The organism is Peristeroidobacter agariperforans (assembly GCF_004138335.1).
GTDB lineage: Bacteria > Pseudomonadota > Gammaproteobacteria > Steroidobacterales > Steroidobacteraceae > Steroidobacter > Steroidobacter agariperforans.
This window is the reverse complement of record NZ_RYFW01000002.1, coordinates 1,887,493-1,912,170: the sequence shown is the minus strand read 5'-3', so window position 1 is coordinate 1,912,170 and position 24,678 is coordinate 1,887,493. Positions and strand designations below refer to the sequence as shown.

19 protein-coding genes and 1 pseudogene are annotated in these 24,678 nt (G+C 62.7%); 11 read left to right on the top strand and 9 right to left on the bottom strand.

The features are described from left to right. Positions 1–127: 127 nt before the first annotated feature. Positions 128–1,624: pseudogene (locus tag EK373_RS22135) on the bottom strand (glycosyl hydrolase); the annotation flags it as partial. Positions 1,625–1,914: 290 nt separating this feature from the next. Here EK373_RS22135 and EK373_RS22130 point away from each other — a divergent pair. Then, positions 1,915–3,297, top strand: coding sequence for an amidohydrolase family protein (locus tag EK373_RS22130; RefSeq protein ID WP_129645843.1), 1,383 nt, complete (start codon positions 1,915–1,917; stop codon positions 3,295–3,297). A 10-nt stretch (positions 3,298–3,307) separates the two neighbouring features. On the opposite strand, the gene serS is transcribed toward EK373_RS22130, so the two are convergent. The 5 genes from serS to EK373_RS22105 all read right to left on the bottom strand — a co-directional run bounded on the left by serS (position 3,308) and on the right by EK373_RS22105 (position 9,349). Further along, positions 3,308–4,588, bottom strand: a complete 1,281-nt coding sequence (gene serS / locus EK373_RS22125) for a serine--tRNA ligase (protein ID WP_129645842.1) — start codon at positions 4,586–4,588, stop codon at positions 3,308–3,310. Between the two features lie 95 nt (positions 4,589–4,683). Next, positions 4,684–5,916, bottom strand: coding sequence for a replication-associated recombination protein A (locus EK373_RS22120; RefSeq protein WP_129646042.1), 1,233 nt, complete (start codon positions 5,914–5,916; stop codon positions 4,684–4,686). Between the two features lie 47 nt (positions 5,917–5,963). Then, positions 5,964–6,371, bottom strand: a complete 408-nt coding sequence (locus EK373_RS22115) for a VanZ family protein (protein WP_129645841.1) — start codon at positions 6,369–6,371, stop codon at positions 5,964–5,966. A gap of 4 nt (positions 6,372–6,375) precedes the next feature. Further along, complete coding sequence (lolA, locus tag EK373_RS22110) at positions 6,376–7,023, bottom strand: outer membrane lipoprotein chaperone LolA (protein WP_157994482.1); 648 nt, start codon at positions 7,021–7,023, stop codon at positions 6,376–6,378. A gap of 4 nt (positions 7,024–7,027) precedes the next feature. Beyond that, positions 7,028–9,349, bottom strand: coding sequence for a DNA translocase FtsK (locus tag EK373_RS22105; RefSeq protein ID WP_269813704.1), 2,322 nt, complete (start codon positions 9,347–9,349; stop codon positions 7,028–7,030). Between the two features lie 324 nt (positions 9,350–9,673). Between EK373_RS22105 and trxB the strand changes: the two genes are divergently transcribed. The 4 genes from trxB (at position 9,674) to infA (ending at position 13,044) form a co-directional block, all read left to right on the top strand. Beyond that, a complete protein-coding gene (gene trxB, locus EK373_RS22100; RefSeq protein ID WP_129645838.1) occupies positions 9,674–10,645 on the top strand; it encodes a thioredoxin-disulfide reductase in 972 nt (323 codons plus the stop codon). A 110-nt stretch (positions 10,646–10,755) separates the two neighbouring features. Next, positions 10,756–11,901 (top strand): GNAT family N-acetyltransferase, encoded by a 1,146-nt coding sequence (locus EK373_RS22095; RefSeq protein ID WP_129645837.1) that lies wholly within the window; start codon positions 10,756–10,758, stop codon positions 11,899–11,901. Positions 11,902–11,904: 3 nt separating this feature from the next. Then, positions 11,905–12,645, top strand: coding sequence for a leucyl/phenylalanyl-tRNA--protein transferase (aat, locus tag EK373_RS22090; RefSeq protein ID WP_129645836.1), 741 nt, complete (start codon positions 11,905–11,907; stop codon positions 12,643–12,645). 180 nt (positions 12,646–12,825) lie between these two features. Then, positions 12,826–13,044: a translation initiation factor IF-1 gene (gene infA / locus EK373_RS22085; RefSeq protein WP_116810962.1), complete on the top strand. Its 219-nt coding sequence runs from the start codon at positions 12,826–12,828 to the stop codon at positions 13,042–13,044. Between the two features lie 83 nt (positions 13,045–13,127). On the opposite strand, the gene clpA is transcribed toward infA, so the two are convergent. Both clpA and clpS read right to left on the bottom strand, forming a co-directional pair. Then, entirely contained in the window at positions 13,128–15,410 is a 2,283-nt protein-coding gene (clpA, locus tag EK373_RS22080) for an ATP-dependent Clp protease ATP-binding subunit ClpA (protein ID WP_129645835.1), read from the bottom strand. A gap of 121 nt (positions 15,411–15,531) precedes the next feature. Next, entirely contained in the window at positions 15,532–15,849 is a 318-nt protein-coding gene (gene clpS / locus EK373_RS22075; protein ID WP_129645834.1) for an ATP-dependent Clp protease adapter ClpS, read from the bottom strand. Positions 15,850–16,286: 437 nt separating this feature from the next. Between clpS and gspC the strand changes: the two genes are divergently transcribed. The 6 genes from gspC to EK373_RS22045 all read left to right on the top strand — a co-directional run bounded on the left by gspC (position 16,287) and on the right by EK373_RS22045 (position 23,491). Further along, positions 16,287–17,234, top strand: a complete 948-nt coding sequence (gspC, locus tag EK373_RS22070) for a type II secretion system protein GspC (protein WP_129645833.1) — start codon at positions 16,287–16,289, stop codon at positions 17,232–17,234. Positions 17,235–17,287: 53 nt separating this feature from the next. Then, positions 17,288–19,447, top strand: coding sequence for a type II secretion system secretin GspD (gspD, locus tag EK373_RS22065; RefSeq protein ID WP_157994481.1), 2,160 nt, complete (start codon positions 17,288–17,290; stop codon positions 19,445–19,447). Between the two features lie 34 nt (positions 19,448–19,481). Next, on the top strand, positions 19,482–21,014 hold the full coding sequence (gene gspE / locus EK373_RS22060; protein ID WP_129645831.1) for a type II secretion system ATPase GspE: 1,533 nt from the start codon (positions 19,482–19,484) through the stop codon (positions 21,012–21,014). 39 nt (positions 21,015–21,053) lie between these two features. Then, the gene (gspF, locus tag EK373_RS22055; RefSeq protein WP_129645830.1) at positions 21,054–22,271 is read left to right on the top strand and encodes a type II secretion system inner membrane protein GspF; all 1,218 of its coding nucleotides are present in this window, start codon (positions 21,054–21,056) and stop codon (positions 22,269–22,271) included. Positions 22,272–22,415: 144 nt separating this feature from the next. Further along, positions 22,416–22,691: a hypothetical protein gene (locus tag EK373_RS22050; protein WP_129645829.1), complete on the top strand. Its 276-nt coding sequence runs from the start codon at positions 22,416–22,418 to the stop codon at positions 22,689–22,691. 95 nt (positions 22,692–22,786) lie between these two features. Continuing rightward, positions 22,787–23,491 (top strand): UdgX family uracil-DNA binding protein, encoded by a 705-nt coding sequence (locus EK373_RS22045; protein ID WP_198683510.1) that lies wholly within the window; start codon positions 22,787–22,789, stop codon positions 23,489–23,491. 13 nt (positions 23,492–23,504) lie between these two features. On the opposite strand, the gene EK373_RS22040 is transcribed toward EK373_RS22045, so the two are convergent. Further along, positions 23,505–24,641, bottom strand: a complete 1,137-nt coding sequence (locus tag EK373_RS22040; RefSeq protein WP_129645827.1) for an adenylate/guanylate cyclase domain-containing protein — start codon at positions 24,639–24,641, stop codon at positions 23,505–23,507. Between the last annotated feature and the right edge of the window lie 37 nt (positions 24,642–24,678).

Sequence of the window (24,678 nt, the reverse complement as noted above, 5' to 3'; positions counted from 1 at the left end):
CTCGGCTTGCTTCAAGATCGCAATGATCTGACTGTCCGTAAATCGGGATTTCTTCAAGGGAATCTCCTCGGTCAAGGTTACGAGAAAATTCCACTTCTGGCCTCACCTAATTTTCGGGAGGATTACCACCCGACGCCCAGGTGTGCCCGGCATAGACATCGAAGTTGCGCAGGAACGGGAACAGCGCGTCGCTGCGGTTGGAGCTTGCGATGTCACGAATCAGCAGCTTCACCATCGCACCCCACTCGGCATTGCTCGCCCACCCCTTGTCGAGGCGGGCGATCTCGGCGGCCGCTTTGATGAAATAACCGTAGTGGAAATGATGGTCGTTGAGCTCCAGCACACTGCCATAGCTGTCGGGGTAGCCGAACAGCGTTCCCCAATTGTCGTTGTAGAAGAAGACCTGATTGGACTTGAGCGCGCCCTGACTATCGCTCGCCTTGAGCCAGCTCTGCAGCCCTTCGCGAATTTCGTTACGGAATTTTGCGGCCGCTGTGACGTCGCCCACCTGATCGGCGATTGGCGCGAGCGTCGCAAGCTTGCCGAGGCGCTTGCCGAACCAGTAGGTGTCCGGCGAGCCGTCATACACCTCCGCCTCCGCTTCGTTCACGTAGTTGGCCAGCGTGGTGCGATTGTAGGTGCCGAGATCCGGCAAGGACGGCAGCACGCCTGTGAACTTCATCCGCGTGGTGAAGGAAGTTCCTTCCGCCAGCTTCATGACGCCCCGCACGGATCCATAGGTGTGGGCAAGCAGCGCCTTGCTGCTGTTCTTCCATTGATGCGGATACAGCGCGAACAGCGTGCCGGTCTGCGACCCCTGCCTGGCAACGGTGGTGTAGTTGTAAGTGGTCACGACTTCGGCTGTGGGCTTGTCGTAGGACCAGTTCGCCTGCGTGCCCGTGACAAAGGAATAAGCGTACTGCTGGAACTTCGCGAGCGTCGCGGCCGAGTTGTCGGGCAGCACGGCGACTGAGAAGTAGTTCTTGCCGGCGAGATTGTTGACCAGCGCCGTCGTGCCGATGCCCGACCATGTCGAGCCTGCAGGACCGAACAACGCGTAATGCCTGCCATTGATCGTCACCCCGAGCACCGGCGTACTGGCGTTGCCGGACCAGATCGCCGGCACCGAGGGGAACGTCACACGGGGAGTGCCACCCGCGTACTCGGCATAGACATATGGCGAACCGTGGCCGTATGTAACTTTTAGCGAGCTTGCGCCGTTGACGGAGACGTTCGTGACGAACCAGTCGCTGAAGCCGTCGACGCGAGTGTCGATGAAGTTCGTCGTGGCGCTGTGACCGATGGTCAGATCGTCACTGCCGTTGCCATCGGTGGAGGCCGGCATCCAGCCGCACACGCAAGCTGAATTGCCCGTGATGGTCGGGCCTGGATAAAACAAGCGCAGTCCGTTCGCCTGGTTCTGTACCGCAAGCGGATGCGGATACTGCCGCTCCGAGTAGCGCAGCCACGCGGTGGAGCTCCACCAGTCATTCGTTTGTATCTTGCCGGTGACATTGGACGTCTTGTAGATCGTCGGCTGGATATCGGCCGCACCCGGCGGCAGCACGGTGGAATAACTGCCGCGGCCCGCGACGACTTCCCCGTTGAAAGCAGCAGCCTCCATGGCGGCCACTCCCGTAAGACCCGACACCAATGCAATCAGCGCCCTGCAGATACGCGTGGCGTACATATCCCCTCCTACGTCGGAAGCACCTCGTGCTGCCGATCCATGAGTTCGATCCTGGTGGCGTTTTTCGGCCTTGAAAGCGCTTACATTTCTACTGCGAGTAACGACGATGTGTCAAGCAGCACAAACTGAACGAAGTGCGGGCATCCCAATTTTCAAGCATCATCACGCTCGGCGCGTGCCCCGCACCGAGCGGCGAGTAGAAAAGAAACGGATCAGGAGCACCAATGAAGGTTATTCGGTTTGCGCATGCACTATTCGCATCGGTGATGCTGGTTGCGGCCGGAGGCAGCGCGGCCGCGAGTCAGGCAGCGGCGCCCGTCACGGCGTTCGTCAACGTTGCAGTGGTTCCCATGGACCAGGAGCGCGTGCTCGAGAACTGGACGGTGGTAGTTGTTCACGACCGTATCCGCGAGCTAGGTCCCGCCGCTTCGGTCTCGATTCCCGACAACGCAACGGTAATCGACGGCCGCGGCAAGTACCTGATGCCGGGCCTGGCCGATATGCACGCGCACACGTGGGAAGAGGAAGACTTCCCGCTGCTGCTGGCAAACGGCGTCACGACGATTCGCAACATGTTCGGTGGCCCGATTCACCTGCGCTGGAAGAAGAGTATTGTGGCGGGTGAGTTCGCGGGTCCCAACATATACACCGCCGGCCCGATCATCGACGGCAATCCGCCCATCTGGCCGGGCCCCGTAGTCGAAAACGCAGCGCAAGCCCATCGCACCGTGGCCGAGCAGCAGGCGGCCGGTTATGACTTCCTCAAGATTTATTCCCGTCTGTCGAGCGAAGCCTACGACGCCATCGTCCAGGAGGCGAAAGCGAAGAACATGGCCGTCGCGGGCCATGTACCAGACGCCGTCGGTCTGCACGCCGCACTCAGTACCGGAATCAAATCGATCGAGCACTTGTCGGGTTATGAGTTCCTGGCACGAAAAGCGATTGGACCCGGCGAAGCAGCGTCGTGGGCACGGCTCGATGAATCGCAGTTCGAGTCTATCGCGCGCGAAACTGCTAAGAGCGGTGCGTGGAATTGCCCGACGCTCGTTCTGTTTCAGCATCGAGTGGCGACCGAAGAATCCGAGTTTCTCGGCCGCCTGCTCGCCCGCGATGAAATGCGGTACGTCTCGGCAGCAACCGTGCGCTCGTGGCTTCCCCAGAACAACTTTCTGAAGAACACCACGCCCGCACGGGCCGCGAGCTCACGAGAAAAGGGCGACACCCTGCGTAAGAAGCTGGTCTATGCGTTGCACAAAGCAGGTGCAGGATTATTGTTGGGAACCGACTATGGAAATCCCTTCGTCGTACCGGGCTTCAGTTTGCACCAGGAGCTTCGCAATTTCGTAGACGCGGGCCTCTCGCCGTTCGAGGCGATCCGTGCGGGAACGAGCGGTGCGGCCGAATTCATGAACGCTCGCAACGAGTTCGGCACGGTGGCGGTCGGACGCCGCGCCGATCTGATCCTGATCGAGGGCAATCCACTGGAAGACGTTGCAAACGTGAACAAACGCGCAGGCGTCATGCTTCGCGGCAAGTGGTATTCGCAGAGCCAGCTGGCCAGCGCCCTGGACGAGCTGGCTGCACGTTTTCAACCGAAGTCGCGCTAGGCCTGCGGCGTTACGGACGCCGAATCACATCCAGCCCGCCCATGTAGGGCTGCAAAGCCTCGGGCACTTTGATGCTGCCATCGGGCTCCTGGTAGTTCTCGAGCACGGCGACCAGTGCGCGGCCGGCAGCGACGCCCGAGCCGTTCAGTGTGTGCAGTGCTTCGGGCTTGCCAGTCTCGGGATTGCGCCAGCGCGCCTGCATGCGGCGCGCCTGGAATGCTTCGAAGTTCGAGCAGGAAGAAATCTCGCGATACGCATCCTGCCCGGGCAGCCACACTTCCAGATCGTAGGTCTTGGCCGAGCCGAAGCCGATGTCGCCGGAGGCCAGCGCCATCACGCGATAGGGAAGATTCAGCCGCTTCAGCACTTCCTCGGCGTTGCGCGTCAGCGTCTCGTGCTCGGCGTAGGAGTCCTGTGGCTTCGACAGGTGCACCAGTTCCACCTTCTCGAACTGATGCTGACGAATCATGCCGCGCGTGTCCTTGCCGTAGGAGCCTGCTTCGGAACGGAAGCACGGCGTGTGCGCGACGTAACGAATCGGCAGCTCGCTCGCTTCGATGATGGTGTCGCGAACCAGATTCGTGACTGGCACTTCGGCGGTCGGAATCAGATACAGACCCGACTCGCCCTTGATGCCGAACAAGTCCGCTTCGAACTTCGGCAGCTGGCCGGTGCCGGTGAGCGACTGGGCATTCACCAGGTAAGGAACATACGTCTCGCGATAGCCATGCTCGCCGGTGTGCAGATCGAGCATGAACTGAATCAACGCGCGGTGCAGGCGCGCCAAGGGACCGGTGAGCACGGAGAAGCGTGCGCCGGCGATCTTGCCGGCGGCGGCGAAATCCATCTGACCGAGCTTCTCGCCGAGCTCGACGTGATCGAGCGGTTTATAAGCGAACTTGCGCGGCTCGCCCCAGCGACGGACTTCGAGGTTGGCGGTTTCATCGGCGCCGACGGGTACGCTCTCGTGGAGCATGTTCGGCAGGCCGAGCGTGATCTTCTCGAGCTCCGCCTGCACCTTCACGAATTCGGCTTCGGCCGCCGCAAGCTCGCTGCCGAGCGTCTCGACCTGCTTCAGCAGCGGCGCGATGTCCTGCCCCTGGGCCTTGGCCTTGCCGACGCTCTTCGCGTGGACATTCTTCTCGTTGCGCAGCTCATCGGCCCGCACCTGCCATTTCTTGCGCGATTCCTCGAGCGCGCTCAGCTGAGCCACATCGAGCTTGAAACCGCGTTTCGCGAGGTTGGCGGCAACGGCGTCGGGGTCGGAGCGGAGCAGTTTAGGATCGAGCATAACGGCGACAGTTTGCGAAATTCGATAAGGCGTGGAGTCTAACACCGAGAGTGTTATTACCGCTGTATGGGCTTGGCCGAGTCAAAATGTCGCGGCTATTTCTTGCGACGGGCCAGGGCCTCGGCGATCTTTATCTCCATGCCGCGGGGCGCGGGCTGGTAGTACTGGCGCGGCTCCATCTCGTCGGGAAAGTAGTTCTCCCCGGCCGCGTAGGCATCCGGCTCATCGTGCGCGTAGCGATAGTCCTTGCCGTAGCCGAGCGACTTCATCAGCTTGGTCGGCGCATTGCGTAGATGTAGCGGCACGTCGAGCGAGCCCAAAGTCTTTGCATCCTGCATGGCTTCGCCGAACGCCTTGTACACGGCGTTGCTCTTCGCCGCGCAGGCGAGAAACACGACGGCCTGCGCAATGGCGAGCTCCCCTTCGGGCGAGCCGAGCCGTTCGAAGACCTCACAGGCTTCCAGCGCCAACGTATGGCCGCGAGGATCGGCCAGGCCGATGTCTTCGGAGGCCATCCGCAGCACGCGGCGAGCGATGTATCGAGGATCGCAGCCGCCATCGAGCATGCGGCACAGCCAGTACAGCGCCGCGTCCGGATCGCTGCCGCGCACCGATTTATGCAACGCCGAGATCTGGTCGTAGAACGCCTCGCCCTGCTTGTCGAAACGTCGCAAGCCGCCCGAGGCCACTTCATTCGCGATGGTTTCGGTGATCACCGGCGGAGTGCCGTCGCTAGCAAGATCGATCGCAAGCTCGAGCATGTTGAGCGAGCGACGCGCATCGCCGTCGGCGGCTCTCGCCATCAGTTCGAGCGCGCGATCTTCGGCGCTGACCGCGCCCGCCTGCTTTGCAAGTGCGCGATCCAGCACCTGCCGGATATCGGCCTCGGTCAGCGAACGCAACACATAGACACGCGCTCGCGAGAGCAACGCGTTGTTCAATTCAAATGAAGGATTCTCGGTGGTCGCGCCAATGAAGACCAACGTGCCATCTTCGACCCACGGCAGGAAGGCATCCTGCTGCGCCTTGTTGAAACGATGCACCTCGTCCAGAAACAGCACCGTGCGACGGCCGGCGCGACGCGCCTCGGTCGCCTGCTCGGCCGCGGCGCGAATGTCTTTCACGCCCGCCATCACGGCGGAGAGCGCAATGAACTGCGCATCGCACTGTTGTGCGACGAGGCGCGCGAGCGTGGTTTTGCCCGTGCCGGGCGGTCCCCACAAAATCATCGAGTGTAAATGACCGCCTTCGAGCATGCGCCGCAGCGGCTTGCCGGGGCCGAACAGATGCGTCTGGCCGATATATTCATCGAGCGACGCCGGACGCATGCGATCCGCGAGCGGTCGCGCGTCGACGGCTTCCTCGAACGGCAAGTTCACGACTTCTGCGTCCCGGTCACGAGCGATACCAAAACGGTCTCCACGCGCTGCGCCCAGCCGCCGAGCCACCACCAGCACAGCGACAAGCCCGCGAGCACCCCGATGCAATTCGCCAGTACATCGCGTGCGTCGGCCTGGCGCCCCAAGCCCATCGAGCCCTGGGCAATCTCGATCAGCACGCCCATAACGCCCAGGCCGATTGCAATGATCCAGTAGCGCGCCCGCGGATAAATGCCCGCGAACCAGCACGTGAGCAGCAGATAGCAGAGGAAATGCTCGGTCTTGTCACTCAGGTTGGGCGGCTGCGGCAGCTGGCTCGATGGCAGCAGGCAGACCACAATGGCCAGCCCGACGGCGAGCCAGCCCACGCTGAGCCACAGCCGGGGAAATCGCAATGACAACATGACCTCAGTTCCTGGATGTATCGCCGATCACGTCGGCGCCAGGCGGTACGGTAAAGGTGAATCGTGACGGATCGAGGGCGGGATTGCGTTCCAATTGCGAAAACTCGAGGTTCGTGGTCTGGCCGAGCTTGTCGGCCAGCTGCATGAACTTGAGCGCACTGCCCTCGAAGCCGAGGCGCACCCATTTGAAATCGGTATCGTCGCGCTTGGGTTGCATGCGAACCCAAAATACTGCGCCCTCTTGCGAGCTCTGCGTGACGTTGAAGTTGTCCTGCAGATTGCCCTGACCACTGAGCAGCATGGCCGGAGTTGCCGACAGGGTGTCATCGAGCTTGCGCACGGTGACCTGCTCGAGGTCCGCGTCGTAGAGCCAGATGCGCGAGCCATCGGCGACGATGACCTGCTCGTTGGGCTCGCGATAGTCCCAGCGGAACCGGTCGGGCCGGCGAATCGCGAGCGTGCCGCTCGCTTCCTCGACAGTGAGTCCGTTGCGATCCGTGAGCGTTTGTTTGAACTGTGCTTGCAACGATTGCAGGCCCTGCAGAAAGCCCTCGACCTTCTGCTGACCCGCGGCGGCATCGGATGCCGCGTGCGTCACGTGAGCCATCATCGTGAGAAGCAATGCGGCCGCAAGATTCAAAAAACGCGTCATCGCCCTACTCTTCCACCGGTGGCGGCGCCAGCACTTCGCGCGAGCCATTGGACTGCAGCGGACCGACGAGGCCCGCCGCCTCCATGGTTTCGATCATGCGCGCGGCGCGGTTGTAGCCAATCTTCAGTCGACGCTGCACGCCCGAGATCGAGGCCTTGCGCGACTCGACCACGATCTTCACGGCCTGATCGTACAAAGGATCCGACTCCGCATCGCCACCCTCGCCACCTTCGCCTCCTTCGTCGTCCTCGCCTTTGAGACCAGGAATCGGCGTAGAAGGTCCCCGCAGAATCTCATCTACATACGACGGCGGCGATGCGCCCTTCAAGCTGCCGACGACGCGATGGACCTCGGAGTCCGACACGAACGCACCGTGCACGCGAACCGGCACCGAGGTACCCGGCTGCAGGAACAACATGTCGCCGTGACCGAGCAGAGCCTCGGCGCCCATCTGATCCAGGATGGTGCGCGAATCGACTTTCGCCGACACCTGGAAGGCGATACGGGTCGGAATGTTTGCTTTGATCAAGCCCGTGATCACGTCCACCGACGGACGTTGGGTGGCGAGAATCAGGTGAATGCCCGAGGCACGCGCCTTCTGCGCCAGACGCGCAATCAGCTCTTCGACCTTCTTGCCGACGATCATCATCATGTCGGCCAACTCATCGACGATGACGACGATGAACGGCAACGGCTCGAGGAATGGCACTTCCTTCGGATCGCCTTCGGGGCCCAGCATTTTCATCAACAGCGGATCGCGGATCGGCTCCTTGGCCTCCTGCGATTCCTTGATCTTGCGATTGAAGCCGGCGAGGTTTCGCACGCCGAGCGCGGCCATCAGTTGATAACGCCGCTCCATCTCGGCCACGCACCAGCGCAGCGCGTTGGCCGCTTCCTTCATGTCGGTGACGACCGGCGCCAGGAGATGCGGAATGCCCTCGTACACCGACAATTCCAGCATCTTCGGATCGATCATGATCAGACGCACGTGCTCGGCCGATGCTTTGTAGAGCAGCGAGAGCACCATGGCGTTGACCGCGGTCGATTTACCCGAGCCCGTCGTACCGCCGACCAGCAGGTGCGGCATGCGAGCCAGATCCGCGCAGACCGGGCTACCACTGATGTCCTTACCGAGCACCAGCGCGAGCGGCGACGCCATGTCATCGTAGGCTTTCGACTTGATGATTTCGCCCAACGTGACGATCTCGCGCTTCTCGTTGGGAATTTCCAGACCCACGGTCGATTTGCCCGGAATGACTTCCACGACGCGCACGCTGATCGCGGACAGCGCACGCGCGAGATCCTTGGCGAGATTCGAGATCTGGCTGACCTTGACGCCCGTGCCGAGATTCAGCTCGAAGCGCGTGATCACCGGGCCGGGATTCACCGCGACCACTTCGGCTTCCACACCGAAATCACGCAGTTTGATCTCGACCAGGCGCGACATGGCCTCGAGCGCTTCGGCCGAATAGCCCTGCTGGCGCGGCGGGGCATCATCGAGCAACGACAGCGGCGGCAGCTCCTTCGACTGCGGCGCCTCGAACAGCGCGACCTGGCGCTCCTTCTCGACGCGCTCGCTCTTCTCGACCTTCGGCGCGATCGGTTCGATCTTCGGCGGCGGACGCGAGGCGACGCGCTTCTTCTCTTCGCGAATGACTTCGCTGCGCGCTTCTTTCACTTCGCGTCCCTGCTTGATCTCACGAGCGGTGGAGAGTCGGCCCGAGAGCCACTCGAACGCACGCAGCGTCGCGCGGCCGGTGACGTCCATCACGTGAATCCACGAATGACCGATAAACAGCGACACGCCCGCAAGCCACAAGGCGAGCAGCATGAGCGTCGCGCCCAAGAAGCTCAGTCCCGAGTCGAGCCCGTGCCCCACCAGCGAGCCGAGCACGCCGCCCGCCGAATCCGGATAGCTGCGAATGGTGAAGTGCAGGCTCGCAAGACCACAGCTGGTGGCGAGCGTCAGCAAGAAGCCCAACCCGCGAAACGCGAGCGTCGCGCGCGATTGCGCGTCGTCCTGACTGCGATCCCGATACAGCAGCCAGCCGGCGAATCCGATCATCACCGGGAACAGGAACGCCGGTGCGCCGAACAGCAGCACCAGCAGGCCCGCCAGGTGCGCACCCAACGGACCGATGATGTTCGCGATCGGCCCGGGTTCGCCGGTCGTCGCGAACGATGGATCGTGGCGGTCGTACGTCAGCAGCGCCGCGAGCACGATCAGTGCGAGCGCGCCGAACACCCACAGCGCACCCTCACGCAACGAGCGCACGACGGTGGACCCCAACTCGAATCCCTTGCGAGCCTCAGCCCTACTGGCCAAATCGATTCACCCCAACCAATTGCATAAGAAAAGCTTCGTAAACCACTGATATCGAATATACATTAACTCAGGCCTGGCAGGTTGAGCCAAACCCTGAACGTAAGCACGTGGCGGACCAGCGGAAGTTGTCCGTCGATGACCGGCATCGACCCCGTCTATTTGGCGGCCGCAGGGTGCATTACATACCATTGCGCCCCTTGACCGGCCTGTGGGGCGGGCGGACTGGCGGATGAACCGCTCGGCGTTGCTATTCGCGGCCGTCGCCCTCACAGATTGTCAGAACTCTCGCGTCGACGCTTTAAGGATCGTGAAGGTGAATCATACATGAGCACTCCCCGCCACTCCCGGTTGATCATTCTGGGGTCGGGCCCCGCAGGCTATGCCGCCGCCGTCTATGCCGCGCGCGCCAATCGCAAGCCGCTGCTGCTGACCGGCCTCGAGGAAGGCGGCCAGCTCATGACCACCACCGAGGTCGACAACTGGCCGGGCGACCCGCACGGGCTCACGGGCCCCAAACTGATGGAGCGCATGCGCGAGCACGCCGAGCGGTTCAACACCGAGGTCGTGAACGATCACATCAATAGCGTCGATCTCTCGCAGCGTCCGTTCCGGCTCGAGGGCGATCGTGGCGCCTACACCTGCGATGCCCTGATCATCGCCACCGGCGCGACCGCGAAGTACCTGGGACTGGAGTCCGAGCAGAATTTTCGTGGCCGTGGCGTGTCTGCGTGCGCCACCTGCGACGGCTTCTTCTTCAAGAACCAGAGAGTCGCCGTCATCGGCGGCGGCAACACCGCGGTCGAAGAAGCGCTGTATCTGTCGAACATCGCCTCGCACGTCACGCTGGTCCATCGCCGCGACAAGCTGCGTTCGGAAAAAATTCTTCAGGATCACCTGTTCGAACGCGAGAAGGCCGGCAAGGTTTCGATCGTCTGGAATCACCACGTCGATGAAGTGCTCGGCGATGACAGTGGCGTCACTGGCGTGCGCATCGCGCCCGTCGCGGGCGGCCCGAAGCGCGATCTGGAAGTCACCGGCATGTTCGTCGCTGTCGGCCACGCACCCAACACCCAGCTGTTCGAAGGGCAGCTGGAAATGAAGGGCGGCTATCTGATCGTCAAGTCCGGCATCACCGGCAATGCGACGCAGACGAGCGTGCCTGGCGTGTTCGCCGCAGGCGACGTCGCAGATCATGTGTATCGCCAGGCCATCACGTCGGCCGGCACGGGCTGCATGGCGGCGCTCGACGCCGACAAGTATCTCGATCAGATCGATGCGGCCAAACTCAAGGCTTGAGGCCGGAAAAGCTGCGCGACCCGAGGGAGCGCGGCTGCGGTCATCCCACGGGAAGCTGACGGCGCGCGCCGACGCGCGCCCTCGCCCGGCCGATCGGTAAGCTCTGGCCAATGGCAGCCTCTCTGCAAGCGCGCATCGTCACCAGCATCAATCGCGTCCCCGCCACGCAATGGAATGCGCTGGCGCTTGGGGGCAATCCATTCGTGCGGCACGAATTTCTGCTGGCCATGGAGCAAGCCGGCTGCGTTGGTAAAGCAGCCGGCTGGTTGCCCAATCATCTGCTGCTCGAAGAGCACGGTGAGCTGGTCGCGGCGGTGCCGCTGTACCGGAAGAGTCATTCATGGGGCGAGTTCGTATTCGATTGGAGCTGGGCGCGCGCTTACGACCAGGCGGGTCTCTCCTACTACCCGAAACTCGTGAGCATGCCGCCCTTCACTCCGGCGACCGGGCCTCGTTTGTTGCTCGCACCGGGCGCCTCGCCGGCAGTGCGCGCACGGTTGAGCACGGAGCTGCTGATGTATGCGAAGTCCGAACACTTCTCATCCGCGCACCTTTTGTTCCTCAACGATGAAGATCGCGCGTCGCTGAGTAACGAAGGTTACCTGTGGCGCAAGGATTGTCAGTTCCACTGGCACAACCGCGGCTACAAAACATTCGACGATTTCATCGCCACGTTCCGCTCCGACAAGCGCAAGAAAGCATTGCGCGAGCGTCGCCGCGTTCGCGAAGGCGGCGTGACGTTTCGCACGCTCACGGGCGGAGAGATGGACGCGAAACTCTGGAACATCGTGTTCGGCTTTTCCGCGGCGACGTTCGAGTCGCACGGCCACGAGCATTACTTGAACGTCGAGTTCTTCCAGACCGTCTCGGCGGTGATGCCGCAGTCCGTCGTGATCAAGCTCGCGGAGTATCAAGGCCACCCGATCGCGACCGCGATTTTCTTTCGCGGCGACCATGTGCTCTACGGGCGCTATTGGGGCGCGGCCGCCAACTATCACAGCCTGCATTTCGAGACCTGCTACTACCAGGGCATCGAGTACTGCATCGAGCAGGGGCTGCAGCATTTCGAGCCCGGCACGCAAGGCGAACACAAGGTGCCGCGCGGTTTCGAGCCGACCACCACGTGGTCGGCGCATTGGATCGCCGATGCGCGCTTCCGACGCGCCATCGACCATTATCTAAATGATGAGCGCGCGGCGATCGATCAATATATCCTGCAGGTCGAGGAACATACGCCGTACCACCGAGGGCCTTGACCCATGCGCGGCTCGATTGTCTGGCTTTCGGAACACGATTCCCCGGACGCCTTTCCGCCGGTTGACCGAGCATTGGTCGAACCGGATGGCCTGCTCGCGGCCGGCGGCGACTTGTCGCCAATGCGACTACTTGCTGCCTATCGGCGCGGAATTTTTCCCTGGTACTCGCGCGGCCAGCCAATCCTGTGGTGGTGTCCGGACCCGCGCGCGGTCCTGATGCCGGACCAGCTCAAGGTCTCGCGGAGTCTCGCCAAGTCAAGCCGCAATCGCGGCTTTGTCACCCGCATGGACACGGCGTTTCGCGACGTGGTGCGCGCCTGCGGCAGCAGTGAGTTGCGTCCGGGCGGCACCTGGCTGTCGCCGGAAATGCGCGCCGCCTACATCAAGCTGCACAAGCTGGGCTATGCGCATTCGGTGGAAACCTGGCTCGACGACCGGCTGGTCGGCGGCCTGTATGGCGTCGCGCTCGGGCGCATGTTCTTCGGCGAATCCATGTTCAGCATGGAGCGAGATGCCTCCAAAGTTGCGCTGAAACGGCTCTGCGAGGAGCTGATTTCGCGCGGCTTCCACATGATCGACTGCCAGATGTCGACCCCGCACCTGATGAGCCTGGGCGCCCAGATGATCCCGCGCGCGGACTTCACCCAGGCGCTGGATGCGCACCTCGACGGGCCCTTTGAGCCCCGCCTGTGGAACGAGGTCGCCGTCCCGGCCGGGAACGAAGCAGGCCCTGCGAACGTATGACGAACTGATGGCGGCAAACCGCGGCTGGACCCCGAAAACAGGGACCGGTGCCGGGCAGGGTGCCCGCGTGCCGCGGGTCCATGGACGTGCAGGCGCTGCCCTCAATTGCATTGACTAGGGCCTTTATGCACAATTCGCGCGCCCTGCCGGCGGGCCCTGCCGGATAGTTATCGAGAGTGCATGTCGAAAGAAGATGCGATTCAGATGGAAGGCCGTGTGATCGACACATTGCCGAATACCACATTCAAGGTGCAGCTGAATAACGGCCACACCGTGATTGCGCACATCTCGGGAAAGATGCGCAAGAACTATATCCGCATCCTGACCGGCGACGCCGTCACCGTAGAGCTCACGCCCTACGATCTGACCAAGGGCCGCATCGTGTACCGCGGCCGCTGACAGCTTGTTCGACAGACGCACCTGCGCGCTGTCGATATTTCGCCCTCCGCAAACAACCGGCAGCTAGCTGCTGCCGATCTGCCTTACTTCGATTCCTCGAGGAGCGCCTGCTCGGTATCCGCGCGCGCCTCGACTTTGAGCTTGTCGTCCGGGCCGACCGTCACGAACGCGTGGCCGCCGCCGACCAAGCGTCCGAACAGTAGCTCTTCGGCGAGCGGGCGCTTGATCGCTTCCTGGATCACGCGAGCCATCGGCCGCGCGCCCATCTTCGGATCGTAGCCCTTGCGCGCCATCCACTCGCGCGCCGTGTCGTCGATGTGCAGCTGCACGCCCTTCTGCTCGAGCTGTGCCTCCACTTCCACCAGCAACTTGTCGACCACGCGCTGAATGGTGCGCGGATCGAGGCCATTGAACTGGATGATGCCGTCCAGGCGGTTGCGGAACTCGGGCGTGAACATGCGCTTGATCGCCTCCATCCCGTCGGTGGCGTGATCCTGCTGCGTGAAGCCGATCGACGGCCGATTCATCTCGAACGCGCCCGCGTTGGTCGTCATGACAATGACCACGTGGCGGAAGTCCGCCTTGCGGCCGTTGTTGTCGGTGAGCGTGCCGTGGTCCATGACCTGCAGCAGCAGGTTGAACACGTCCGGGTGCGCCTTTTCGATTTCGTCGAGCAGCAGCACCGAGTGCGGATGCTTGTTGATCGCCTCGGTGAGCAGGCCGCCCTGGTCGAAGCCCACATATCCCGGAGGCGCACCGATCAGGCGCGACACCGTGTGACGCTCCATGTATTCGGACATGTCGAAGCGGATCAGCTCGACGCCAAGGGCAATGGCGAGCTGACGCGTGACTTCGGTCTTGCCGACGCCGGTCGGACCTGCGAACAGGAACGAGCCGACCGGCTTGCGCTGATCGCCCAGGCCCGAGCGGGACATCTTGATCGCGGATGCCAGCGAATCGATCGCCGGATCCTGGCCGAAGATGACCAGCTTCAAGTTGCGCTCGAGGTTCTTGAGCACATCCTTGTCCGAGGTCGAGACGTTCTTCGGCGGGATGCGCGCGATGCGCGCCACGACGTCCTCGATCATCTGCGTCGTCACCGTCGTCTCGCGCTCGCCTTCGGGCTTCAGGCGCAGACGCGCGCCCGCCTCGTCGATCACGTCGATGGCCTTGTCGGGCAGCTGACGATCGTTGATGTGACGCGCAGCAAGCTCCGCCGCCGACGCCAACGCGTCATCGGCGTACTTCACGTTGTGATGCTCTTCGAAGCGCGTGCGAAGACCCTTCAGGATCTCGATCGTCTCCGGCACCGTGGGCTCCACGATATCGATCTTCTGGAAGCGACGCGCCAATGCGTGATCCTTCTCGAAGATGCCCCGGTATTCGCTGTAGGTCGTCGAGCCAATGCAGCGCAGCTCACCGTTGGCGAGCGCCGGCTTGATCAGATTGGACGCATCCATCACGCCGCCCGAGGCGGCGCCCGCGCCGATCACGGTGTGGATCTCGTCGATGAACAGGATCGAGCCCGGGTTCTTCTTCAACTCGCTGAGCACGCTCTTCAAGCGCTTCTCGAAATCGCCGCGATACTTGGTGCCGGCGATCAACGCGCCCATGTCGAGCGAATACACGGTGCTGTCGGAGAGCACCTCGGGCACCTTGTCCTCGATGATCATGCGCGCGAGGCCTTCGGCGATCGCGGTCTTGCCGACGCCGGCTTCACCGACGTACAGCGGGTTGTTCTTGCGACGACGGCACAGGATCTCGACGGTGCGCTCGATCTCGGTCTTGCGCCCGATCAGCGGATCGATGCGCCCTTCCATCGCCTGCTTGTTCAGATTGGTCGTGAACTTCTCGAGCGCGGTGCCGCCATCGGGCTCGCCCCGCTCGGCTTCGGTGCCCGGTGAGGATTCCTCTTTATCGGGACGGTCCTCGGCAATCTTCGAGAGGCCATGGGAGATGTAGTTGACGACGTCGAGACGGGCCACGTCCTGCATCGACAGCAGATAGGCCGCGTGCGAGTGCTTCTCGCTGAAAATCGCCACGAGCACATTGGCCGCGGTCACTTCCTTCTTGCCGCTCGACTGCACATGGAACACCGCGCGTTGCAGGACGCGCTGGAAGCCCAGCGTCGGCTGCACTTCGCGATCGTCATCATCCTTTAACCGCGGTGTGGTTTGATCGATGAAATCCTTCAGGTCCTTGCGCAGCCGAGCGACATCGGCGCCGCAGGCGCGGAGAATTTCCCGGACTTTCGGCGTGTCCACGATCGCGAGCAGCAAATGCTCCACGGTCATGAACTCGTGCCGCGCTTCGCGCGCCGACTGGAAAGCCTCGTTGAGACAGATTTCGAGTTCGCTGCTTAACACGGACTGACTCTCAAATACCTAACCAACTACAGAGTGGACCGCCGCCTGCGCCGGAGGTTCGGGCCTGGACCGCTGGCGGTTTCCAGACTGACAGGGGCGCGAATGGATGCGGTGAACCTCTTCACGTTTCTTCCATCGTGCACAACAGAGGGTGCTGGTGCTGACGCGCATATGTGGTCACCTGCGCGACCTTGGTCTCGGCGATTTCGAAGGTGAAGACGCCGCACACCCCTTTGCCCTTGGTATGTACTTCAAGCATAACGCGCGTAGCGGTCGTGCGATCCATGCCGAAGATGCGTTCCAGCACGTCCACGACGAATTCCATGGGCGTGTAGTCGTCGTTCAGCAGGACCACCTGATACAACGGAGGCCGCTTGAGCTTGGGCTCGGCTTCCTCGGCGACCAGTTCCCGCTCATGCCGTGTGCTCTCTTCCGTCATCAACTTAGCGCGCTACCAGTTCGCACTCTTTATAGGGGGGAACTTCAGACAATACAAGGCAGCATCCGACGCACCGCACTTCGGCGCCAGACGGCGGTCCAATCGCGATCAACAGCGGGTGTCTCGGCTCCAAAGCCGAGGCCTGACGCGGCGACGCGTCACGACGCGAGCCGAACTTGCGGACTAAGATCGATGCTGCTTTGGGCGTCGGCGCTGGCTGTCACCCCCGGATTACGGATTCGGGCATTTGCGACAGTGTTTTCATCAATGGGAACAATCTCTTGTGACAAACTAACGCCACTCCGTATCATGTCGTGTCAGGCCGCCGTCGCCGGCGCTGACACGCGGCCAGCACTGATCCGCTCCTGGCTGCGAATAGGTCTGCGAATAGGGTCGATGAGAACCTCGGTCGCTTAACTTGGTCGCGTATTCGAACGATGCCGCTGTCCGCAAAATTGCACGAATTTCAGGACCTCACGCCGCAGCAGTGGCTCGACCGGCTGTCGCGTACCGCGCCGCAGGTCGTGATGGTGGTGCTGGTGATCGCCATTGCCTGGCAACTCGTTCAGCTCACCTGGCTGTTATTGGATCGCGGGCCGCAACCTCAACCCGTTACGGCGCCGCCGCCGGTAAACGTTGCACCGGTCCGCAGTGGCGTGGACATTCAGGCAATCGTGAACGCGCATCTGTTCGATGTGGCGGAAGCCCCAGCTGCGCCCGATGCGGCCAATGCCCCGGCGTCGCAGGCGAACCTGGTGCTGTCGGCGGTTTTCGCCTCCGAGGATCCGGCCAAGGGCCTGGCCATCATCGGTGAGTCGGCGCAGGCGGCCAAAGTCTTCGCGGTCGGCAGCATGGTCCGGCCCGGCCTCAAGCTGCACTCGGTGTACATCGACAGGGTGATCCTCGACCGCAGCGGCAACCTCGAGGCGCTCTCATTGCCGAAGCGCAACTCAGCCGCGCTGGTCATCAATCGCCCGCCGACGCCCCAGCAGAATCCAGTCGCGGAAAACTTACGACGCATGGCCGAGACCAATCCGAGCGCTTTTGCCGAAATCATCCGGCCGCAGCCGGTGTTCGCCAACGGCGTGCAGCGGGGCTATCGGGTCTATCCCGGCCGTAACCGCGCCCAGTTCAGCAAGCTCGGGCTCGTGCCGGGCGATCTGATCCTGGCGATCAATGGCACGCCGTTGGACGATCCGCAGCGGGGCGCGGAGATCTTCAACACCATCGGCAGCGCCGGCCAGGTGAACGTGACGGTCGAGCGCAACGGGCAGACGCAGGACCTGTCGCTGAACATGGCGCAGATCAATGTGCCCGACGCCAACGGCGGTCAGCCGCCGCGCCCGACGCAACGCCCGAATACACCGCAGCCGCCCGCCGAATGAGTGGCCGCGTTTCCAAGAACGAACGTCTGACTTTGCGTAGTCAAGGACCGTCCATGACGATTTCTTCAACCACCCCAGCTGCAGGGAAGCCGGCGAGCGTGCTCAGCGGCAAGCGCTCCGGCCTGCTCGCGCTAACCATGACGTGTCTGCTGACCTGCGTTTCGGCCACGGCGCAACAACAGCAGCAGCAGCCTTCGCAGCAGGCGACGATCACGCCGGCGTTTCGCGATGCCGAGCTGACCGAAATCATCGATGCGGTCGCGACGATCACCGGCAAGACGTTCATCGTCGACCCTCGCGTGCGTGCCCAGGTGACGATCCGCTCCTCAACGCCGATGACGCCCGATGCGTTCTATCAGACGTTCCTGTCGATCCTGCAGGTGCACGGCTTCATCGCGGTGCCCAGCGGCGACAACATCAAGATTCTGCCGGACGCGAACGCGCGTCAGATCCCGGGCAACGATCTGCCCTCGAGCGTCAATCCGAATTCGGACGAGGTCGTCACGCAGGTCATCTCCGTTCGTAACATCAATGCCGCGCAGCTGGTGCCGGTGCTGCGTCCATTGATCCCGCAGAACGGTCACCTGGTCGCCTACCCCGCCTCCAACATGCTGATCGTCTCGGATCGCGCCAACAACATCGCACGCATCATGCGCATTGTGCAGCGCCTGGATCAGGGCGGCGATGAGGAAATCGAAATCGTGCGTCTCGAGAATGCGAGCGCCGCGGACATCGTGCGCGTCGTGAACACGCTGTCGCAGGGCGCGCAACAACAAGGCGAAGCACCAGGCATGGCGGCGAAGCTCGTCGCCGACGATCGCACCAACAGCGTGCTGATCTCCGGCGAGAAAGGTCAGCGTCTGCGCTTGAAGGGCCTCGTGATGCACCTGGACACGCCGCTCGAGTCGGGCGGCGACACGCAGGTTCGCTATTTGAATTACGCCGACGCCGAGCAGATCGCAGGCAAGCTCAAGGAACAAGTCACTGGCATTACGCAGGCCGCGCCGGGGGCCCCGGGCGCGCCAGGCGGCGCCGCCGGTCCAGCCGCAGCCCAGGATCGCAACACGACGATCTGGGCCGACAAACAAACCAACGCCATCGTCGTGACCGCGGCGCCGAAGATGATGCGCCAGATCATGGGCGTGGTGGACAAGCTCGACATTCGTCGCGCGCAGGTGCACCTCGAAGCCATCCTGGTCGAGATCACGCAGTCGCGCGCCGCCGAGCTCGGTGTGAACTGGGCTGTGTTCAGCGAAGAGCAAGGCAGCACGATTCCGATCGGCACCTTCAACCAGGACGTGGGCGGCACCAGTCTCGGCAGCCTCGCCTCCGCCATCATCAATCCGGACGTGCTGGAGTCTGGAAGCGTGGGACTGCCGACGGGTCTCACGCTCGGCGCGGGCATGATCGAAGACGGCGGCCTGAACTTCGCCGTGTTGTTACGCGCGCTGCGCAACGACGGCAGCAGCAACATCCTGCAAACGCCTTCGATCACGACGCTCGATAACGAAGAGGCCGAGATCAAGGTCGCGCAGGAAGTGCCGTTCATCACCGGTCAATACACCAACACCGGCACGACCAATCAGGGCTCGGTCAATCCGTTCCAGACCATTCAGCGCGAAGAGGTCGGCAACATTCTGAAGATCACGCCGCAGATCAACGAAGGCACGGCGGTACAGCTGAAGATCGAGCAGGAAAACTCCAACCTGACTCAGGGCGTGGCCGGCGCGGTCGACTTGATCACCAACAAGCGCACGATCTCCACGACGGTGCTGGTCGAGGACGGCGGGATGATCGTGCTCGGCGGCTTGATCACCGATACCGTGAACGAGGGCGAGGCCCGCGTGCCCATCCTCGGCAATATTCCGATCATCGGTGAGTTGTTCAAGACTCGAAACGGTTCGAAGGAAAAGCGCAATCTGATGGTGTTCATCCGTCCGACCATCTTGCGCGATGGCGTGGCCGCGGCCATCACGACCAGCGCCAAGTACAACGTGCTGCGAGATCAGCAGCTGCAGCGTAGGAAGGGCGGCAAGGTGACGCTGCTGCCCGGCGAGCGGCAACCGTTGTTGCCTCCCATCGAGGATCTGGCGAAATACGCCGACCCGACCGCGGGTGCTGCGGCGCCAGCGCCCGGCACGAATCCCGAGGAGCAGCCGCCGCCTGCGCAGACCGAGCCGCTGCCGGAGCAATCGCCGCCGCCGAAGCCGTGATCGGCTTCCCTATCTCTCAGGACAAGGTGTTGTCATGAGCGCACAAGTTGAAACTCCGGTCGTCGCGCGTGGCGCGGCGGCCGCCTCCGCAACCGCTGCATCCGCCGCCGCTCTGTTGACGTTCGCATTCTGCAAGCGCCATGGCGTGCTCGTGCAGAAGGTGAATGAAACATCGGCCGAAGCCGTGTATCGCGCCGGCGCGCAGCCCGCCGCCATCGCCGAAGTACGGCGCGTGCTCGGTGTGCCATTGCAATTGCGACGCGTGGATGGCGATTCGTTCGATCAGTTGCTGAGACAGCAATACGAGGCGGGCAACTCGGCGATGCAGGTGGCTGGCGCCGGTGTGGAAGAAGACACCGACCTCGCCCACCTCGCACAGGACCTGCCCGAGCCATCCGATCTGCTGGAAAGCGACGATCAGGCGCCGATCATCAAACTGATCAACGCCATCCTGACGCAGGCGGTCAAGGAGAACGCCTCCGATATTCACATCGAGCCGTTCGAGAACCGCCTGGTCGTGCGCTTTCGCGTCGACGGCGTGCTGCGCGAAGTCCTGCAATCCAAGCGCGCGGTCGCGCAGCTCGTCGTCTCGCGCATCAAAGTCATGTCGAAGCTCGACATCGCCGAGAAACGCTTGCCTCAGGACGGTCGCATCTCGCTGCGTGTCGCCGGTCGCGCCGTCGACGTTCGTGTCTCGACGATTCCCGCAGGTCACGGCGAGCGCGTCGTGCTTCGTCTGCTCGACAAGCAGGCGGGTCGCCTCGAATTGAATGCGCTGGGCATGGATCCGCGCTCGCAGAAGCTGCTCGATGAGCTGATCCACAAACCCCACGGCATCATTCTGGTCACGGGCCCGACCGGCTCCGGTAAGACCACCACGCTGTACTCGGCGCTCGAGCGCATCAACGACAACACTCGCAACATTCTCACCGTCGAGGATCCGATCGAGTACTACATCGACGGCATCGGTCAGACCCAGGTGAACACGAAGGTCGAAATGACCTTCGCGCGCGGCCTGCGCGCCATTCTGCGTCAGGACCCCGACGTGGTGATGATCGGCGAAATTCGTGACCTGGAAACGGCGCACATCGCCGTGCAAGCCTCGCTCACTGGCCACTTGGTGCTCTCGACCTTGCACACCAATACCGCCGTCGGCGCGGTGACCCGTCTACGTGATATGGGCGTCGAGCCGTTCCTCTTGTCATCGAGCTTGATTGGCGTGCTCGCGCAGCGACTGGTGCGCGTGCTGAATCCGGACACACGCGAGGCGTACCCGGCCGGCGAGTACGAGCGCCGCCTGCTCAACGTTCCAGAGGGCGCCCCCTCGCCCACGCTGTATCGGCCCGGCGCGGATGCGGCCCAGGGCTTCAAGGGTCGAACTGGCATCCACGAGCTGGTGCTGGTCGATGACACCATGCGCACCATGATTCACGATGGCGCAAGCGAGCAGGAGCTCGAGCGCTATGCGCGCACGCTCACGCCTAGCATCCGCGACGACGGCCGATCCAAAGTGCTCTCGGGCGTGACCACCGTCGAGGAAGTCCTGCGCGTCACGCGCGAGGATTGAGCGCGCTTGGTTAATTAATTACTCGGGCCGGGAGTTTCTTTGAGCGCTTTCGAATACACCGCGGTCGACGCTTCGGGTCGCGAACGCAAAGGCGTGCTGGAAGGCGATACCGCACGACAGGTTCGTCAACTGCTGCGCGATCAAGCGCTGTTACCGCTCACGGTCAACGAAGTCACACAGCGCGAGCAGAAGCAGCGCACCGCTCGCTTCTCCTTCGGCAGCGGCGTATCCGCAAGCGATCTGTCGCTACTCACCAGACAGATCGCGACGCTGGTTCGATCCGGACTGCCCCTGGAAGAGGCGCTCGCCGCCGTTTCCGAACAGACCGAAAAGCCGCGAGTACGCAGCATCGTCATGGCCGTGCGCGCCAAAGTGATGGAAGGTCACACGCTGGCCGATGGCCTGTCGGACTTCCCCACCGTGTTCCCGGAGCTCTACATCGCCACCGTCGCGGCCGGCGAACAATCCGGTCACCTCGACACCGTGCTCGAGCGGCTTGCCGATTACACCGAGAACCGTGAGCAGATGCGTAGCCGCACCATCAACGCCATGCTGTATCCGGTGCTGCTGTTCATCGTGTGTATCTCCATCGTCGCACTGTTGCTGACGTTCGTCGTGCCGAAGATCGTCAAGCAGTTCGAGAACTCCAAGGCCGAGCTGCCCATGCTCACGCAGGTGCTGATCGGGATCTCCGACTTCCTGCGCGACTGGGGCTGGCTCTTGATCCTGATCGGAATCGCGTTCGGCTACCTCTTTAAGCGTTGGTTGCGCGATCCAAACGCCAAACGTCGCTTCCACGCACTACTGCTGCGTCTACCGGTATTCGGCAAAGTGGTGCGTGGTTCGAACACCGCGCGCTTCGCGCGCACTTTCTCCACGCTGACCTCGAGCGCGGTACCAGTGTTGGAAGCCATGCGCATCTCGGGCGAAGTCGTCACCAACCTGCCGATGCGCGATGCCGTTCAGGATGCGGCGACCCGCGTGCGCGAAGGCGCACCGATCGGCAAATCGCTAGGCGCCTCGAAAATATTTCCGCCGATGATGATTCACCTCATCTCCAGCGGCGAGTCGAGCGGCGAGCTCGAGACCATGCTGGACCGCGCGGCCACCAACCAGGAGCGCGAGATGGACTCGATCCTGAGCACCGCGGTGGGGCTGCTCGGTCCCTTGATGATCCTGTTCATGGGCGGCATGGTGCTGCTGATCGTGCTCGCCATGTTGCTGCCGATTTTCCAGCTCAACACACTGATTAAGTGAGCCGGTTGGAGCGCCGCTGGTCCGCTCGGGCGGACCTGGTTCACCGAATCCGCAAAGACGCTATTGCTAGCGGCCCGCGTTCCCTCTATATACTCGCGCCGTAAACACCCTGGGGCGCTGCGGCAAGTTGCGGGATCGCAGTCGATGACTGAGAAGCCGGAATCCGAAGAGTTCGACGAAGAAGAGGACGATGGCGGTGCCGTCGAGTCCGAGGACCTCGATGTCGATCATTTGATCGCCGACATCGATAAGCGTAAGAAAAACGTCGCCAAGGCCGGCGAGCCGGCATGGCGGCGTCTCGAACGCATTCGCGAGGAGCGCGAGACCGCCGCGCAGCTGTCTGATTTCGACGACTATGAGATCGGCATGGACGGCGACGGCGCAGATGACGACACGCCCTCGCTCGACGAAGAAGAATAGACACGCCGCTGCCCGCAATCGTCTGACGTTCCGACAAACGTGTCGGAACCCGCGCAATCACGTGCCCGTTCCAGCTGCATGGACGGATGCACGGCATGATCCACCCCACTCCCTCGACGAGAACGCCACGTCGCGCGCCTGCGAAGGAAAGCACGCGCGAACTGCGCTCGCCGACACCGCTCGTTCGTCCAACGGCGCGGTCTCTGACAGCGCTGCGCGAAGAAGCCGAGCATTGTCGCGCCTGTCCGCTATGGAAGAATGCGACACAGACCGTTTTCGGTGAAGGTCGCGCGACTGCGCGCATCGTGCTGATCGGTGAACAACCCGGTGACCGAGAAGATCTCGCCGGTAAACCTTTCGTAGGTCCTGCGGGCAAGTTGCTCGATCGCGCGCTCGAACAGGCCGGCATCGAGCGCTCACAAACGTACGTCACCAACGCCGTCAAACATTTCAAATTCGAGCCGCGCGGCAAGCGTCGCATCCACAAGAAGCCCAACGAGCACGAGATCTCCGTCTGCCAGCAGCACTGGTTGGACAACGAGCTGCGTCTGATCGGACCAGACCTGGTGATCGCGATGGGCGCCACCGCGGCGCGTGCGGTATTCGGTCGTGCGACGGCGATCGGCAAGAATCGCGGTCACGTGATCAAAGGTCAGTCGTTGGCAAGCGAGCTCGACGCCGACGTGATCGTGACGGTGCACCCGTCATTTCTGTTGAGAGTCCCGGATGAGGATCGGGACAGCGCGTTCAAAGCGTTCGTCGAGGACCTGAAGCTGGCGCGCAAGTACGCGCCAGCCTGAACAACCAGCCTGATCAATTGGGGCGGAAATCCACTCGCTCGCTCGTGCCGGTCGGCACGCAGAAGATGCCAATGGGGCTCGAGCGACCACGCAGGACCAGCGACGGCAACGGCATTGCTCCTACGTCGACGCCGCGCTTATCGAGCAGGTTCTTGACCGCATCCGAGAACAACATCTCACCGGCTCGCGCGCGTTGACCGAGTCGCGAGGCGACGTTCACGGTGTCGCCGATGATGGTGTAGTTCATGTACGAGGCTGAGCCGATATTGCCTGCGATCACCTCGCCCACGTTGATGCCGATGCCCAGGCCCGTCTCGACGCCGTAACGGTCCTTCCAGCGATGGGCCAGATCCGAAAACTTTTCCAACATCTGCTTGGCCGCGAGGATCGAACGCTCGGCGCCATCTTCCTGCGCGACCGGCACGCCGAAGCCGACCAGCAAGCTGTCGCCGGCCATGCTGAACACGGTGCCTTCATATTCGAACGTGATGTCGGTCAGCAGCTTGAAGAACTCGTTCAGCAGCTCGACGACCGCTTCGGGATTCAGCCGCTCGGAGAGCGCGGTGAAGCCACGCATGTCGGCGAACATGACCGCGACCTGGGTGCGCTTGTGCGTACCCGCGAACATCGTATCGAGCAGCTCGGGGCTGGCGAGGATCTGATCGGCGAGCTTCGGTGAAATGTAGCGACGGAACGCGGCACGAATGAGCTCGCGACGCTTCACCTCTTCGGCCAACTGCTCCGCCGCGAGTTGCCGGCGTGCCGCGCTCGCCTTCAGCAACGAGCGTACGCGCACCAGAAACTCTTCCCGTCGCACCTGCTGGGTCAGAAAGTCATCGACGCCCGCCTCGAACGCGAGCAGCCGCTGCTTGGAGGATTTCGCAAGGCCCACGAGCGGCACGAGCAGCGTGGTCGGATTGGCTTTCAACACGCCGCACACGCGCGCAAGCGTGGTCGCGGCGGCCGCTTCCACATCGAGCACGATCAGATCGGGCGCGCGTCTTGCTACGCTGACGATGACCTGGTCGGGCTCGACTACATCGTCGATGACGATGTCCGAGCTATCGAGCAGCCGTTCGAGCAGTCCGCGGGCGGCCTCGGAGCTGCTTACCAACAATGTTCTATATGTCGCGGACAGGGTCGCGGACATCGTCCGTAGTTCCTCGTGGTCACTGCTCGTCCCCCTT